This is a genomic window from Paenibacillus larvae subsp. larvae, assembly GCF_002003265.1.
Lineage (GTDB): Bacteria > Bacillota > Bacilli > Paenibacillales > NBRC-103111 > Paenibacillus_H > Paenibacillus_H larvae.
Map to the genome: position 1 here is coordinate 119556 of NZ_CP019687.1, position 15879 is coordinate 135434.

Annotated in this window: 12 protein-coding genes and 2 pseudogenes; 13 read left to right on the top strand and 1 reads right to left on the bottom strand. The window is 41.1% G+C overall.

The window, feature by feature from the left end; translation table 11 throughout:
* Positions 1-225 precede the first annotated feature (225 nt).
* The 10 genes and pseudogenes from dxs to BXP28_RS00700 all read left to right on the top strand — a co-directional run bounded on the left by dxs (position 226) and on the right by BXP28_RS00700 (position 12441).
* The gene (dxs, locus tag BXP28_RS00655; protein WP_036658495.1) at positions 226-2118 is read left to right on the top strand and encodes a 1-deoxy-D-xylulose-5-phosphate synthase; all 1893 of its coding nucleotides are present in this window, start codon (positions 226-228) and stop codon (positions 2116-2118) included.
* Between the two features lie 35 nt (positions 2119-2153).
* Positions 2154-2996 carry a TlyA family RNA methyltransferase gene (locus tag BXP28_RS00660; RefSeq protein WP_036658063.1) on the top strand — a complete coding sequence of 281 codons (843 nt, stop codon included), beginning with the start codon at positions 2154-2156 and terminating at the stop codon, positions 2994-2996.
* Positions 2997-3070: 74 nt separating this feature from the next.
* A complete protein-coding gene (locus BXP28_RS00665) occupies positions 3071-3532 on the top strand; it encodes a hypothetical protein (protein ID WP_023485503.1) in 462 nt (153 codons plus the stop codon).
* Entirely contained in the window at positions 3529-3975 is a 447-nt protein-coding gene (gene ahrC / locus BXP28_RS00670) for a transcriptional regulator AhrC/ArgR (protein ID WP_023485502.1), read from the top strand. The genes BXP28_RS00665 and ahrC overlap by 4 nt, the downstream gene beginning before the upstream one ends.
* Positions 3976-3988: 13 nt before the next feature.
* Positions 3989-5719: a DNA repair protein RecN gene (recN, locus tag BXP28_RS00675; protein WP_023485501.1), complete on the top strand. Its 1731-nt coding sequence runs from the start codon at positions 3989-3991 to the stop codon at positions 5717-5719.
* Positions 5720-5868: 149 nt separating this feature from the next.
* Positions 5869-7206: a SpoIVB peptidase gene (spoIVB, locus tag BXP28_RS00680; RefSeq protein ID WP_036658496.1), complete on the top strand. Its 1338-nt coding sequence runs from the start codon at positions 5869-5871 to the stop codon at positions 7204-7206.
* 185 nt (positions 7207-7391) lie between these two features.
* Complete coding sequence (gene spo0A, locus BXP28_RS00685) at positions 7392-8183, top strand: sporulation transcription factor Spo0A (RefSeq protein ID WP_036658065.1); 792 nt, start codon at positions 7392-7394, stop codon at positions 8181-8183.
* Positions 8184-8888: 705 nt separating this feature from the next.
* On the top strand, positions 8889-9917 hold the full coding sequence (locus BXP28_RS00690; protein ID WP_036658068.1) for a MupG family TIM beta-alpha barrel fold protein: 1029 nt from the start codon (positions 8889-8891) through the stop codon (positions 9915-9917).
* Between the two features lie 226 nt (positions 9918-10143).
* Positions 10144-10946, top strand: a pseudogene (gene murQ / locus BXP28_RS00695) (N-acetylmuramic acid 6-phosphate etherase).
* A 73-nt stretch (positions 10947-11019) separates the two neighbouring features.
* Positions 11020-12441, top strand: a complete 1422-nt coding sequence (locus tag BXP28_RS00700; RefSeq protein ID WP_036658072.1) for a PTS transporter subunit EIIC — start codon at positions 11020-11022, stop codon at positions 12439-12441.
* A 581-nt stretch (positions 12442-13022) separates the two neighbouring features.
* Here the strand turns inward: BXP28_RS00700 and BXP28_RS00705 are convergent.
* Complete coding sequence (locus BXP28_RS00705; protein ID WP_024093682.1) at positions 13023-13316, bottom strand: hypothetical protein; 294 nt, start codon at positions 13314-13316, stop codon at positions 13023-13025.
* A 320-nt stretch (positions 13317-13636) separates the two neighbouring features.
* On the opposite strand from BXP28_RS00705, the pseudogene BXP28_RS25480 reads away from it, so the two are divergent.
* From BXP28_RS25480 to BXP28_RS00720, 3 genes and pseudogenes are all read left to right on the top strand, one after another.
* Positions 13637-13930 (top strand): annotated as a pseudogene (locus BXP28_RS25480) (sugar ABC transporter permease); the annotation flags it as partial.
* A 173-nt stretch (positions 13931-14103) separates the two neighbouring features.
* Positions 14104-15069: a metal ABC transporter solute-binding protein, Zn/Mn family gene (locus tag BXP28_RS00715; RefSeq protein ID WP_036658075.1), complete on the top strand. Its 966-nt coding sequence runs from the start codon at positions 14104-14106 to the stop codon at positions 15067-15069.
* 36 nt (positions 15070-15105) lie between these two features.
* Positions 15106-15837, top strand: a complete 732-nt coding sequence (locus tag BXP28_RS00720) for a metal ABC transporter ATP-binding protein (RefSeq protein WP_172423099.1) — start codon at positions 15106-15108, stop codon at positions 15835-15837.
* The last annotated feature ends 42 nt before the right edge of the window (positions 15838-15879 follow it).

Below are 15879 nucleotides of genomic sequence, written 5' to 3' on the forward strand. Positions count from 1 at the left end.
TCCACCACCATGCTCGAAGGTTTTCCTTGGGGTATCGGAATGCTGATTGTTTTACTTTTAATCAGTTCGGTGTATTTTTTGATTTAATTGACCTTCGTTATCCACCATTCGACGGCAATCGTACTTTTTATAGGAAAGTATTTTATGTTATAGAAAATAAATTCGGAATACGCATTTTTGCTAATAAAAAGCAAAAAACACAAAGCGGAAAGCGAGGAAACAAGCGTGCTGCTCGATCGAATCAATCAGCCTGATGATCTAAAGGGATTATCCCTTGAAGAATTGGAACAGCTGTCCGGGGAGATCCGCCAATTTCTTATCGAAAAGCTGTCCCTTTCCGGCGGTCATCTGTCTTCCAACTTAGGTATAGTAGAGCTTACCATTGCCCTTCATACGTTATACAACAGTCCGAAAGACAAGTTCATTTTTGATGTGGGCCACCAGTCTTATGTCCATAAAATTTTGACAGGTCGGAAGGATCAATTTGATACACTGCGCAAGTATAAGGGCATGTGCGGCTTTATCAAGCGTTCGGAAAGCGAACATGATATTTGGGAGGCGGGACATAGCAGTACCTCGCTTTCAGCTGCGATGGGGATGGCGGTTGCCCGGGATTTTAGAGGGGAGAAGGATAAAATTATCGCCATTATTGGAGACGGAGCCATGACCGGAGGAATGGCCCTTGAAGCCATGAACCACATAGGGCATGAACAACGGAAGATGATGGTTATCCTGAACGATAATGAGATGTCCATTGCCCCGAATGTAGGTGCTCTCCATAATTATTTGACAAAAATTCGTTCCGACAAGCATTACCGCAAGGCCAAAGAAGAAGTGGAAAGTCTGCTGAAGAAAATTCCGGCTATAGGCGGAACGCTTGCCAAAACAGCAGAGAAATTCAAGGACAGCCTGAAATATCTGCTTGTTTCCGGAGTCTGGTTTGAGGAACTCGGATTTAAATATTTTGGCCCTGTTGACGGTCACAATATCCATCAGCTGATGGAGACAATGAAACAGGCTGAACGTGTGGACGGGCCAGTCTTGATTCATGTTGTGACGAAGAAGGGAAAAGGCTATACACCGGCTGAGAAGGATTCGCACAAATGGCATGGAGCCGGTCCTTACAAAATTGAGTCAGGGCAGATCCTGAAATCTGTCGGAAACCCCATGTATACGGAAGTGTTCGGAAATACCCTGATTGAACTGGCTGAAAAGGATGACCGAATTGTCACCATTACACCTGCAATGCCAGGCGGATCAGGACTTATGAAATTTGCCGAACGCTTTCCGGATCGTATGGTCGATGTAGGAATCGCTGAACAGCATGCGGCTACATTCAGTGCAGGTCTTGCCACTGAAGGGCTGAAACCGGTATTTGCCGTTTATTCCACTTTCATGCAGCGGGCTTATGACCAGATCGTACATGATATTTGCCGCCCGAATCTGAACGTGACGTTTGCCATTGACCGCGCCGGCTTCGTCGGTCCTGACGGGGAAACCCATCAAGGGGTATTTGATATCGGATTTATGCGGACACTGCCTAATATGGTGCTGATGATGCCCAAGGATGAGAACGAGCTTCGGCATATGATGAAGACGGCTCTTGAGTATGATGACGGACCCATCGCTTACCGTTACGCCCGAACCAACGGACTAGGCCTTGAATTGGATAAAGAGCTGAGATCCATTCCTATCGGAAGCTGGGAAGTGATCCGTGAAGGTCAGTCCGCCGCCGTATTGGCAGTAGGGCCTATGGTTCAAGTAGCAGAGGAAGCTGCTGAACAGCTTATAAAAGACGGGATTCAGCTTAGAGTGATTAATGCGCGGTTCATTAAACCTATGGATGAAGCGATGCTGCTTCAGTTGGCACAGGAGAATCTTCCTTTGATTACTTTGGAAGAAGGGGCTCAGCTGGGAGGATTCGGCAGCGGTGTATTGGAATTTTATGCGGAGCAAGGCATCTATGGAATGCGAATCAAGACCATGGGGGTACCGGATTATTTTGTCGAGCATGGCTCTATCAGAGAGCAGCGCTGCGAAGTCGGACTCACATCTGATAATATCATTCTTCAAGTAAAGTCTTTTTTATCAAGAAGGCATAATAAACGAGCCCAATAACCCGATCCTTCAAACCCCAGAATAGAATACAGGAGATGGCAATGTCAGATAAAGAACGTATTGATGTGCTTCTAGTGGAGCAGGGATATTATGAAAGCAGGGAAAAAGCCAAGGCCGCCATCATGGCAGGCCTTGTTTTTGTGAATGAAGAATCTGTGGACAAACCAGGGATAAAAATATGCCGGAAAGCGGATATACGGGTGAAAGGAGCTGTTCACCCTTATGTCAGCCGCGGAGGTTTGAAACTGGAAAAGGCGTTAAAACTGTTTTCGATAGACGTTACAGGGGCTGTGATGCTTGATATCGGATCTTCAACGGGAGGATTTACCGATTGCGCACTGCAGCATGGAGCTTCCTATGTATATGCTATTGATGTGGGATATAACCAGCTTGACTGGTCATTGCGGAGTGATGAACGTGTAAATGTGATGGAACGAACCAATTTCCGCTATTTGACTTCGGCTGATTTACAGGGGCCGAAACCGAATTTTGCTACGATTGACGTCTCCTTCATCTCTTTAAAAATCATTCTCCCTCCCCTTAAGCAAATACTGGGGAATTTTGGAGAAGTGGTTGCTTTAATTAAACCCCAATTTGAAGCCGGGCGGGAAAAAGTAGGTAAATCCGGGGTTGTGCGTGATCCGGCTGTACATGTGCAGGTTATTGAAGAAGTGGTTGAGTTTGCTGAAACTATTGGTTTTTTTATGAAAGGACTAACCTTTTCTCCCATAACCGGCGGTGAAGGAAATATTGAGTTTCTGGTCTATCTTGCCTGCAACCCGGAAGACCCTTTAATCGTAAAAGAAACTATACAGGCAGCTGCCAAGCAGGTGGTTCAAGAATCCGGGGCACTGCGGCCGGGAAACTCATCTTCATGATGAGTTTTCATACTTCTTAAGGAAAAAAGGGTTTTTCCCCTCGTCCTAGAAATAATAAGGCGAGGTGATCCGCGGTGCAAAGTGGTGATTTATTTGTTACATTACTGGTTGTGACCGTAATTGTGTCCTGGTTAACCCTGCGTTTTCGAAGGTGGCTTGATGTTCCTGTAAAGCAAAATATGCCGATTCCTCTTGCCAAGGAGCCAGTACCCGAGGACGAAGTAGTGGAGTTGCTTGAAGGTGCCGGTTTTAATGTTCTTTCAGGGAAAATAAAGGTTCCCATTCTCATCACTGTTAACGACACCGAGGATCTGCAAAGCCGACTTTATCTGGATTATTTTGCTGAAAAAAATGATAAACTGTATGTAGTGAAAAAGGCCAGGGAGAGAAAACCAATGGAGTTGACAGGAACATCTGTTCGTGATACGCTACTAATCTATCAGTTGTTATATCCGGAAACGGATGGAGTATTATATGTGGATATGAATCAGCTAAAAATAAAAAAAATAACGTTTCAATTAGAGGTGCAGGAATGAAAGGACAACGCCATGTCAAGATCAGAGAAATTATAACGAATAATGAGATTGAAACCCAGGATGAACTGGTGGAGTCCCTCCGGCAGTCCGGGTTTAATGTGACGCAAGCGACTGTCTCCAGGGATATTAAAGAGCTGCATTTGATTAAAGTGCCTCTTCCTGATGGCCGGTACAAATATTCGATGCCGGCAGATCAGCGTTTTAATCCAGTGCAGCGGTTAAAGCGGGCCTTGGCGGACCATTTCGTTCAAATTGATTATACGGAAAATATGATTGTCATGAAGTGCCTTCCTGGTACAGCTAATACCATATGTGCTCTAATTGATAACATGGAGTGGTCTGAAATAATGGGTTCCATTTGCGGAGATGATACAGTTTTGCTTATTATCCGCAATAAAGAACAAACCTCTCATGTAGTCAACCAAATATTATCCTTAATGTAAGGTAGGAGAATGTATGCTTACAGAGCTGTCAATCCGTAATTTAGCGGTAGTCGAGTATGTTCATTTGGTGTTCCGCCAAGGTTTTCATGTGCTTACAGGAGAAACCGGAGCAGGAAAATCGATGATTATCGATGCGCTCGGGTTAATTGTAGGAGGCAGAAGTTCTTCAGAGCTGGTCCGCCATGGGTGTGACAGGACAGAGATTGAAGCCGTATTTGAGCTGCCCGTTTCTCACCCCGTATGGGAGGTTCTGGACAAGCTGGGGATTATGGCCCGGACAGACGAACAATTAATTATCCGCAGAGATGTAACGGCTCAAGGTAAAAGCTCCAGCCGCATTAACGGCCAGCTTGTGAATCTGACAATGCTCCGTGAAGTTGGAAATTGGCTGGTGAACCTTCATGGACAGCACGAGCATCAATCCTTACTTAAAGTAGAAGAACATATTCATCAGCTTGATGTGTATGGTGAAAGGGAAATAGGGAAAGCTAAAGCCGATTACCAAAAAACATACAATATTTATATAAAGCTTCGCCGGGAGCTTTCCGAACTGGAGGAAAACAGTAAACAATCTCTGCAAATGCTTGATTTATACAGGTTTCAGATTGAGGAGATTGCGGCGGCCGGGCTGAAGGAAGGAGAAGACCTTTGGCTGCAGGACGAGAAGCGCAAATTGTCCAATGCCGAAAAACTGTATCAGCATGTCGCCGAATCTTATGATCTCATTTACGGAGGCAACCAGGGGCTGGATGCAATCAGTGGTGTTGTTCATAAACTTCAGGACATCACCAGACTGGATGCCAGACAACTTGAGCCTTTGCTAGAGCAAATTCAATCTGCATTTTATCAGCTTGAAGATGCCGCATATCAGCTTCGGGATTACCGGGATCAAGTGGAATTCAATCCGGACAGGCTGCAAGAAATTGAGGAGAGATTAGACCTTATTGCTAATTTACGCCGGAAGTATGGAGACGATGTATCAGAAATTCTGGAATATATGGATAAAATCAAGCGGGAACTGGATTTAATCGAGAATAAAGATGAAGTCATCCAGAAAGTCAAGGAACAATTGTTAAAGCAGGAAGAAGAGCTTATTCATAAAGCGGTCAGGCTTTCTTCCGTAAGAAAACAAGTTGCCAAGCAGCTGGCTCTGGAAATAGAGTCAGAACTGAAAGATCTCCATATGGAGAGAACCCAGTTCGAGATTCATATCGAATCCGTCTCGGACCCAAAAGGAATAGAAGTAAATGGGGAACTGCTCAAATTTACACGCGAAGGAATAGATGAAGTTGAATTTCTTATGGCGCCCAATCCCGGGGAACCCCTTCGCGGCTTAAGTAAAATTGCTTCAGGTGGGGAGTTATCACGTATTATGCTCGCACTTAAAGCGATATTTGCCCGAATGGAGCAGATACCGGTTCTTATTTTTGACGAAGTGGATACCGGGGTGAGCGGCAGGGCGGCTCAGGCTATTGCGGAGAAATTATCTTACTTATCTGAAAACTGTCAGGTGTTTTCCATCACTCATCTTCCGCAAGTGGCTTGTATGGCTGATGTTCATTTTTACATTCATAAAGAAATTCATGATGACCGGACTTTTACCAAAGTGGAAGATTTGAACGAAAATGGACGAATTCGAGAGCTTGCACGAATGCTAGGCGGCGTAGAAGTTACGGATACAACCTTACATCATGCACAAGAAATGATTGACATGGCAAAAGTCAAAAAAACAAGGAATGTCTAGTGGAATCAGACATCATTTGCAGTTATAAAACAGCGGGTCAGCGGTTACCTTATAGGTACGCCAATGACAAGATCGGCGCGGCTTTCTTCCTGACAGGGAGAAGCCGCTCTTCTCTTGTTAAGCCACAAGAAGCAAAAGGAGCGTGGTTGATGTTGAAAAAAGACCAAATAAGAAAATGGATTGGTCTAATGCTCGTTTTCTTCGTGTGCCTGGTAAGTTTTTCGACCCCGTTCCAGAATTTTGCCTCATTCCCTGAAACATTAAGAATTTTCAGCGGTCAAGGCAAACAGCTACACCTTACGATGCCGGTTCATGCCCAACTGAAAGTGGTTGACCCGAACATTGTTCAGGTGAACGGTCAGGCGCAGCACTCATTTCAAGTTAATTTGAAAAATCCCATCTCATTGCAGTCGGGTCATTCAGGTCAAACGGAAATGCAGTTAAACTTATTTGGCCGAATCCCCCTCAAGACTGTCAAGGTGCAAGTCGTACCGGATCTTAAAGTCATTCCCGGGGGACAAACTATTGGCGTCAAGATTAAATCGGCAGGTATCCTTGTAGTGGGGCATCATTTGGTTACGGCCGATAAAGGACAAAAAATATCTCCTGGAGAGGAAGCTAAAATTCATGTAGGTGATTATATCACCCACATTAATGGAAATCCTTCCAACGATGTTACTAAAATTGCCCGAATCGTAAACGAAGCCGGCAAAAGTTCTAAGCCGCTGGATTTGTCTATTACACGGGGAAATCAAAAACTGAATATCAAACTGAAGCCCGCATATGATGTATCGGAAAAATCCTATCGGCTTGGCTTGTATATCAGAGATTCTGCGGCGGGAGTTGGAACTCTGACTTTTTATGCTCCAAAACAAGGTGTATATGGTGCACTGGGACATGTTATTACAGATATGGACACCCAGACACCGATAACTGTGGGGAATGGGGAAATTGTTCATTCTAATGTAACTTCCATCGCTAAAAGCCAAAATGGAGAACCTGGCGAAAAACATGCCCAAATTTTTAAAGACAGTAAAGTCATAGGAAATATTGAAAAAAATACGCCTTTTGGTATTTTTGGAAACATGAAGCAGCCGCCGGACCATAGTTTTTCCGATAAAGCTATTCCCGTTGCTTTTGCCGAGGAAGTTAAGGAAGGACCTGCGCAAATTTATACGGTATTAAACGGACAAAAAGTGGAGAAGTTTGATATTGAAGTTGTTCATGTATCCAAGCAGCAATACCCGGCTACTAAAGGAATGGTTATCAAAATAACAGATCCCCGGCTGCTCGAAAAAACCGGAGGAATTGTACAAGGAATGAGCGGCAGTCCTATCATCCAGAACGGGAAAATGATCGGTGCTGTAACCCACGTCTTTGTTAACGACCCTACAAGCGGATATGGCTGTTTCATTGAATGGATGCTTCAAGACTCAGGGATTATGCTTAAAAACACCGTGAAACCAAAAGAACTAAAGGCCGGTTAGCCTTTAGTTCTTTTTTGTCGAATCGTGGTGGATTTTTAGATAAAATATTATTATATGATATTTGCACAAAAAAATAAAGATATTTTTTATTCGACAGAAGGATTTTACAGTGCGTTGTCGAATACGTATCATTAAGGAAAAATCTTACTGATTGTTTTTCAGGAAGTTAAAGGAGGCTAACCACGTTGCAGAAGATTCAAGTGTTATTGGCGGATGATAATCGAGAGTTTACCCAATTGCTTTCCGAGTTTATTGGAGAGCAGGAAGACATGGAAGTGATGGCTGTTGCTTACAACGGAAATGAAGTATTGCGTTTATTCGAGCAGAATGAAATACCGGATGTACTGATTTTGGATATCATTATGCCCCATCTGGACGGCCTAGGGGTACTGGAGAAACTTCGTGAGATGAATTTGACTCCTGCTCCCAAAATCATAATGCTGACAGCATTCGGTCAGGAGAACATCACTCAAAAAGCGGTTCAGCTTGGGGCGTCCTATTATATACTGAAACCATTTGATATGGAAGTGTTAACTAACCGAATCCGCCAGCTAGTTGGAAACCAGCCTTCCCTCACTTCAGCCATTTCAAACAAAGCGAATATAGTGCAAATGCCTAAGGGTAAAAATTTGGATGCAAATATCACCACGATCATACATGAAATCGGCGTACCTGCACATATTAAAGGATATCAGTATCTGCGTGAAGCCATTACAATGGTGTATAACAATATCGAAATATTAGGGGCAATTACAAAAACCCTTTATCCGGCTATTGCAGAAAAATATAAAACCACACCAAGCCGCGTGGAGCGCGCTATTCGGCATGCAATTGAAGTTGCCTGGACACGCGGAAATATCGACAGCATCAGTTATATTTTTGGATACACGGTAAATATCAGCAAATCCAAACCGACAAACAGCGAATTCATCGCAATGGTAGCGGATAAATTGCGGATTGAGCATAAAGTTTCTTGAAAGGGTTAGAATCTGTGAGCCAATAAAACAGAAATAATAACCCAGTAAATACCATTTGTTTATTAGTCTTCCCAAAAGCTGATAAAGAAGTGGTATTTTTTATGACTAATTTTCACATCAGCAATTTTCTGCTGGTAAGAAAGTGAATCATCCTGGCAATAGAAGCGACTTTAAAAAGGACATCAGAAACTGAAAATTTCTTCTGTATTCATTCATCATGTGATATACAATCCAATGGACCTGATAATCAAACCTGTTGTAACTGCTCGAACCAGCTTTTTCACGCAAATCATGGGAAAGTATTTTCTTCATAGTTCTCCCTCTCTTCCTTCTAAGCTATCATCGGAGGCTGGCGGAGGGTAAGACAAAAAAACCTCATATACGTGAGCGAGAAGGTCCGTAAACCATCATCTACAGTATGATGAAGAATAAGACGGAAATACAGGGCGGCTACTAAATAAACCAATTACCAAAAAACGGAAAATTTTATAAACTTTCAAAGGCTTATTCCAACTTAAAAATGGAGGAGGAATGAGCTTTTTTACTTTTTAAACGAACATAAAATATAAGCTATCTTTCCTTTCTAGAGAATAATGTGAAAGTGTTTTCGGTATTAAATTTCATTTGTTCAAACAATCATTGAAGTTAAATTTCAAAATGTTTATAATGTAATACAATTAATTCAATTAAGTCAGGAGAGATATAATGCTAGGATATTCAATTTATTTTTCTCAATTAGATATGTCATTCGTTCAAAAAATGGATAAAAAAGGTATAAAAACTATTTTTACTTCCCTTCATATTTCAGAGGAGAGCATCAGTCAGGAGAAGATTCGCCATTTTCTTGATGATTCTAAGAAAAATAATAGAGATGTAGTAATTGATATCTCCCCAAACACTCTTCAAGCAATTGGTGCCAAAAATTATATTGAAATGAAAGATTTAGGCGTAAAAACAGTCCGCATTGATTTTGGAATTAGTACTGAGGAAATTGTGGAAATGCAAAAGCATTTTCGTATTGTGCTGAATGCTAGTACCCTTGATGAACAGAAAATTTGTGAGCTAAAAGAAAAGGGATTGTGCTTACAACAAGTTATTGCAATGCACAATTTTTATCCGAGGGAGTATACAGGGCTATCGTTAGATTTTCTTCATAACAAAAATGCATTATTCAACAAATATCACATTCAAATATGGGCATTTATTCCGGGAGATAAAGTATTACGTGGACCCATTTTTGCAGGATTGCCAACGGTTGAAAAACACCGCAATCAATCTCCGTATATCAGTTTCGTTGAATTATCACAACATTTTTTGATTGACGGTATCTTTATTGGTGATTTGCAAATAGAAGATGACACACTGAATATGATCGAAAGATTCGACAAGGAAGGAATAGTTACATTACCAACAAAGACGTTATCTCCCTATATTCCAAAAGATATTATTTACAATAACCGTATGGATGAGTCAGAAGCAGTTATAAGAATTGATCAAGGAAGAGAATTATTTTCTAAAAATGAGAAACTATATACTGCGACAAAACCGGGAAAAAGAACTATTGGAACTATTACAGTGGATAACAGCGAGTACTTTAGATACATGGGTGAAACACAAATACTGAAACGGGATTTACCGGAAGATTCGAGAGTAAATATTGTCGGGAATGTGCAAGATGAATATATTGCCCTATTAGATTTTATAAAGGCAGGGACTAGAATAAAATTTGAATAATTAAGCGATCTTAGATGAGCGGAATTTAAACAAAATTTGAAATTTAACTTCAGATATATATTAAGATGTTGAAATTTAATTTTAAACTTGTTATGATGGAAAACGTAATAAGAAAACGATATCAAAAAGGATAGGAGAAAATATGTTAGAGAATTTAACAACCGAAACACGTAACGAGAAAACGATGAATTTAGACGGAATGTCTACAATAGATTTTTTAACAGTTATGAATGAAGAAGATGCAAAAGTTGCCGGGGCAGTTAAACAAGAAATTCCGCAAATTGCGAAGGCAGTAGAGGCAATTATTGCAGCAAAAAGAAAAGGCGGGCGATTAATTTATATAGGAGCCGGAACTAGTGGGCGTATTGGTTTATTAGATGCAGTTGAATGCCCCCAACATTTGGTACAAATCCGGAAGAAGTAATAGGATTAATTGCAGGTGTTGAGAATGCTTTTATCAAGGCAGTAGAGGGGGCAGAAGATAACAAAGAACTAGGTATCCAGGATTTAAAAGATATTAAGTTAACAAAAAAAGATATCGTAGTTGGAATTGCAGCAAGTGGTCGTACACCATATGTAATTGGCGGTTTAGAATATGCGAATTCATTGGGAGCCTCCACAGTGGCAATATGTTGCAACAAAAATTCAGCAGCAGGAAAAGTTGCAGACATAGCTATAGAAGTAGTAAGCGGACCAGAAGTGCTAACAGGTTCAACCCGTTTAAAGTCAGGTACATCACAAAAATTAATTTGTAACATGCTTTCGACAGCATCTATGGTTGGAATTGGAAAGGTATATGGAAATTTAATGGTAGATGTACAATTAACGAATGAAAAATTGGTAGAACGTGCAAAACGAATTATCATGGAAGCAACCTCTTGTGATTATGAAACTGCTGAAATTTATTTAGAACAAGCAGACCATAAGCCGAAAGTTGCTATTGTGATGATTTTAGCAGGTCTTACGAAAGAGGAAGCAATTCGAAAGTTAGAAGAAGCTCAAGGTTTTGTCCGCCAAGCAATTAAATAAAAATTGAAGTTCCACTATTCAACTTCACGCCGAATCAGGGTTTCTGAGTAAATCATGAAAAGGAGAATATAACATGAGCAAATATCATAATATGGCATCACAGATTTTAGATGCTGTTGGCGGCAGGGACAATGTTGCAACATATACAAACTGTATGACTCGCCTTCGTATAACTCCATTAAATCGTAGTCTAATTAATGAAGAAGCAATAAAAAAAATGAATGGAGTTGTTGGAACGGTTGATGACGAAACCTACCAAATTATCCTTGGACCCGGCGTTGTAACAAAAGTAGCAGAACAATTCGGTATTTTATTAGCGGAGAAAAAAGGGCAAAGTGGTACTTCCGGAACTCCTTCTGCAGAGGAACTGCAAGCAAAAGGCGTAGAAATGAAAGCGCAACTAAAGAAAAAGAACAATACACCTTTTAAAAACTTCTTGAGAAAAGTAGGTAACATCTTTATCCCTCTTATTCCGGCATTCGTTGGAGCGGGGTTAATTGCCGGTATTGCATCTGTTATCTCAAATAATATGACAGCAGGTAATTTAGATGCAGGAGTCTGGGGACAATATGTGACAATTTTAAATGTTATTAAAAATGCAATTTTTAGTTATCTGGTTATTTATGTAGGTATTAATGCAGCAAAAGAATTTGGCGGAACACCGGCCCTCGGTGGAGTAATCGGTGGAACAACACTTTTAACAGGGATGACTCCGCAATCTCCAATTGATAATGTCTTTACTGGAGCACCATTATCAGCTGGCCAAGGAGGAGTTCTTGGAGTATTATTGGCAGTCTGGATTTTAGCAGTAATAGAAAAACAATTACGTAAAATAATTCCTGATTCAATTGATATTATTGTTACGCCGACGATTGCATTATTAATAATAGGCCTTATTACAATTTTCATCATTATGCCATTTGCCGGATTCGTTTCAGATAATTTGGTCGGTTCTATTAACTGGATATTGGCCCGCGGTGGTGCATTTGCAGGATTTGTTCTTGGAACGGCATTTTTACCACTTGTTATGTTAGGGTTGCATCAGGTATTAACGCCCATTCACATTGAGATGATTAATACAACAGGGATGACACAATTACTTCCAATTCTTGCAATGGCGGGAGCTGGACAAGTTGGAGCATCGATTGCACTGTGGATCCGCTGCCGTAAAAATAAATCTCTAACAAATATGATTAAAGGTGCACTTCCAGTAGGCATACTTGGAATTGGTGAACCACTGATTTATGGTGTTATCTTACCGTTAGGGCGCCCATTTATCACTGCTTGCATCGGTGGCGGTATTGGTGGAGCGGTAATTGGCTTACTTGGCCATGTTGGAGCCATCGCTATCGGACCATCTGGTATAGCATTAATTCCACTTATCGACGGCGGAATATGGAAATATGTAGTAGGTTTGTTTGCAGGATATATTGGCGGTTTTATTGCAACATATTTCTTTGGCGTACCAAAAGAAGCAATGATGGAACAAGAGTAAATAAGAAAAGAACAAATTATTTATTTCTTACTTTAGACAATTTTAATTTTGAATAAGTACATTTGAACTCTCTCCCAATTGTACTTTTTTTGTGAAATGAGGGCAAAACGGCAAATCGTGCATGATATTCTTTTTTATTATGTCTAATGCCAAAAGTAATTACCCGGATGCTGAATACTTCATTGAGCGAATCTCAATAAAAACGGACGGTTATTTTTTTGAGAAAGAATGGCGCATTTCTTATTTTTCAGGACCTACAGAATATATAATTACGGTTTCCTCCTAATTGGGGACATAATTGAGTTGCGATAAACTCCTTCACATCCGTAAGGTAAAAATGGAGAAGTACGGCGCTGCAATTTTGGGTATATTCAATGGATAACAAAATGCAAAACGCTGGAATTCAAAGAACCCTTTTGAGGTCTTGAAATAGATTTTTATCATTGTGAATAGATCAGAATCCCAAATATGTTTATTGGGTTCCAGTACATAATTTGTTCATACGGAAAAAAACCACCGCTGCCTTTGGCAGATGGTGGTTGTTTTTTTGAAAGATCCATTTTTCATAAACCAGCATGAATTCAATAATGGCTTTGTGGGGTTTTCAATCGGCGAACCACTGCTGCAATAAGGGAAGCAAATCCATACCAGGCCAACACATTAATCACGTAATAGTCCAAACGGATAAAGCTGTTCTTCAAATGTTCCCAGGCGAAAAGATCCAATGCGCTGTGGATAGAATCGGCCATAGTACCATCATAAATGATAAAAGGAATCGGAAATCCGATTTTGAAAATATCCCCGGGAATCAACAATGTCAGAAATGGAAGCAGAAGGCTGACCATCAGTAATTTCCCATTAAAGAAACGGTTCATAGGTAATTTCCTCCCTAATAAAGTGATCATATTTGTACATTTTGTGTACTTCTATTATTCACGCTACTGGAAAGAAATTCAAGTCCTTTTTTGGGATTATTGCTTGGGAAATAAATGCGAGAGGAATAAAACCCAGTGGAAAAGTAACAATTTTCGTTGTTTTCGCATCTAATCATGAAAACGTTTTAGATATACAATATGTGTAAAAGTTGCTTGCTAAGTAAACTGCCATCGAGGTTAGGGGGATAGAAGAATGGAACAAGCAGCGGTAGAGAAAAAACTTGAGCCAAACCCGGAAAAAAAGAAAGCTCAAGCGTTTTATGGGGCAACTTGATATTCAACTGATGGTTCTCCCGGCTATGTTATTTATTTTTATTTTTTCGTATATCCCGATGGATGGGGTACTGATGGCATTTCAGGATTTCAGTATATTTCATGGTTTTTTCACCAGTCTCCTGGGTTGGATTCAAACATTTCATCATGTTTTTCGAATCACTGAGTTCTTCAACATTATGAGGAACACGATGGTTATTGATTTACTTAAATTTTGTATTGGTTTTCCTGCACCGATTTTGCTCGCACTGATACTGAATGAGGTCAGGAGCATATTTTTCCTTTTACAAATATTTTTAATCAAACAAAAATAAATTGCCCTATTGCAAAACTTTTTCTGATGCGTAATAATAACTACTAACGGGTCTGTGATTTTTTTGAAAGATAACAATTTGTTAAAGTCACATCTCTCGGTAAAGAACCTAGCAGAATAAATAAGGAGGAGACTAATACAATGGGGAAACAAAGCAGGGCAGAATTCAAATACTTCCAGCGTTTTTTATTGGGGGCGGCGTTCCTTGCCATCTTTCTGATTGCTGCCGGATGTTCCAAACAAACAGAAAGTGGTTCATCCAAAACGGAAGGAAAAATCCAAATTACTACAACGATAGGGATGATCACGGATATTGTAAAGGAAGTGGGCGGTGGTCATGTAGAAGTTTCCGGGCTTATGAAATCGGGGGTTGATCCGCATTTGTATAAAGCTTCGCAGGGGGATATTAAAAAGCTGGACCAGGCAGACATCATCTTTTACAACGGGTTGCATTTGGAAGGGAAAATGGTGGATATTTTAGAGAATATGAGCAAGAAAAAGCCTACATACGCCGTTTCCGACTACATAGATAAATCCGTACTTCGTTCGGGGGACCAGACTGATACCGAATATGATCCTCATATCTGGTTCAATGTCCAGCACTGGATGAAAGCAGTGGAAAAAGTAAGGGACGAATTGGCTAAATATGATGAAAAGAACAAAGCTGACTATGAGACCCGTGCAGCAGCCTATTTGAATAAACTAAAAGAACTGGATGACTATACGCGGACTCAAATCGCCTCTATCCCTAAAGAATCGAGAGTACTTGTAACAGCCCACGATGCCTTTGGCTATTTTGGAGACGCCTATGACATCGAAGTCAAAGGCCTGCAGGGAATAAGCACAGCTTCGGAATATGGGTCCAAGGATGTAAGTGAATTACGGGATTTTCTGGTAGAACGGGGCATTAAAGCAGTTTTTATAGAATCCAGCGTTCCTAAAAAGGCTATTGAGGCTGTTATTCAGGGGGCCAAGGAGAAAGGCCACGATTTGAAAATTGGAGGAGAGCTGTACTCTGATGCCATGGGTAAGGAAGGAACGGAAGAAGGTACCTACATCGGGATGGTCCGGGCTAATGTAGATACCATCGTAAACGCATTGAAGTAGCAGAGACATCTCATAATGAAAGGAGCGCGTATCAGCATGAATACCTCACCTTTATGGATTGAAAATATGACTGTTGCATATCGCAAAAAACCTGTCCTCCGGAATATCACAGTCGAAATGCCCGAAGGGAAACTTATAGCCATAGTAGGACCTAACGGAGCCGGAAAATCAACGTTGATCAAAGCGGCTTTGGGTCTAATCCCGACCGTGACAGGAAAAGTTGCCATTTATGGCCGTCCTTATAAGGAGCAACGGCAGAAGGTGGGCTATGTGCCTCAACGCGGATCTGTAGATTGGGACTTTCCTACCAACGCCCTCGACGTAGTTATAATGGGGAGATACGGCCAGCTTGGCTGGCTAAAACGCCCGGGACAAAAAGAGAAGAAGATCGCGATGGAGTGCTTGCAAAAGGTGGGGATGAGCGGATTTGCCCACAGGCAAATCAGTCAGCTTTCGGGCGGACAGCAACAAAGGGTGTTTCTGGCAAGAGCTCTCGCTCAGGATGCCCAGCTGTATGTCATGGATGAACCGTTTGTCGGTGTAGATGCCGCTACTGAAAAAGCCATCATTACCATTCTCAGTGATTTAAAACAAGAGGGCAAAACCGTTTTGGTCGTTCATCATGACTTGTCTACAGTCAAGGAATATTTCGATTGGGTGCTTCTGCTGAATGAAGAAGTTATTGCTCTTGGTCCTGTAGAAGAGACGTTCACGAAAAAACTGCTTCAGCAAACTTACGGGGGACGTCTTGCCCTGATTGAGGTTTAAAGAAAAAATTCAAGTACATTCAGTTGTTCACAACAAAGAAGG

Coding starts and splice junctions, on each gene's coding strand:
- BXP28_RS00660 (WP_036658063.1), top strand. CDS start 2,154: ATGGCAATGTCAGATAAAGAACGTATTGATGTGCTTCTAGTGGAGCAG.
- ahrC (WP_023485502.1), top strand. CDS start 3,529: ATGAAAGGACAACGCCATGTCAAGATCAGAGAAATTATAACGAATAAT.
- recN (WP_023485501.1), top strand. CDS start 3,989: ATGCTTACAGAGCTGTCAATCCGTAATTTAGCGGTAGTCGAGTATGTT.
- spoIVB (WP_036658496.1), top strand. CDS start 5,869: ATGTTGAAAAAAGACCAAATAAGAAAATGGATTGGTCTAATGCTCGTT.
- BXP28_RS00690 (WP_036658068.1), top strand. CDS start 8,889: ATGCTAGGATATTCAATTTATTTTTCTCAATTAGATATGTCATTCGTT.
- BXP28_RS00700 (WP_036658072.1), top strand. CDS start 11,020: ATGAGCAAATATCATAATATGGCATCACAGATTTTAGATGCTGTTGGC.
- BXP28_RS00705 (WP_024093682.1), bottom strand. CDS start 13,316: ATGAACCGTTTCTTTAATGGGAAATTACTGATGGTCAGCCTTCTGCTT.
- BXP28_RS00715 (WP_036658075.1), top strand. CDS start 14,104: ATGGGGAAACAAAGCAGGGCAGAATTCAAATACTTCCAGCGTTTTTTA.
- BXP28_RS00720 (WP_172423099.1), top strand. CDS start 15,106: ATGAATACCTCACCTTTATGGATTGAAAATATGACTGTTGCATATCGC.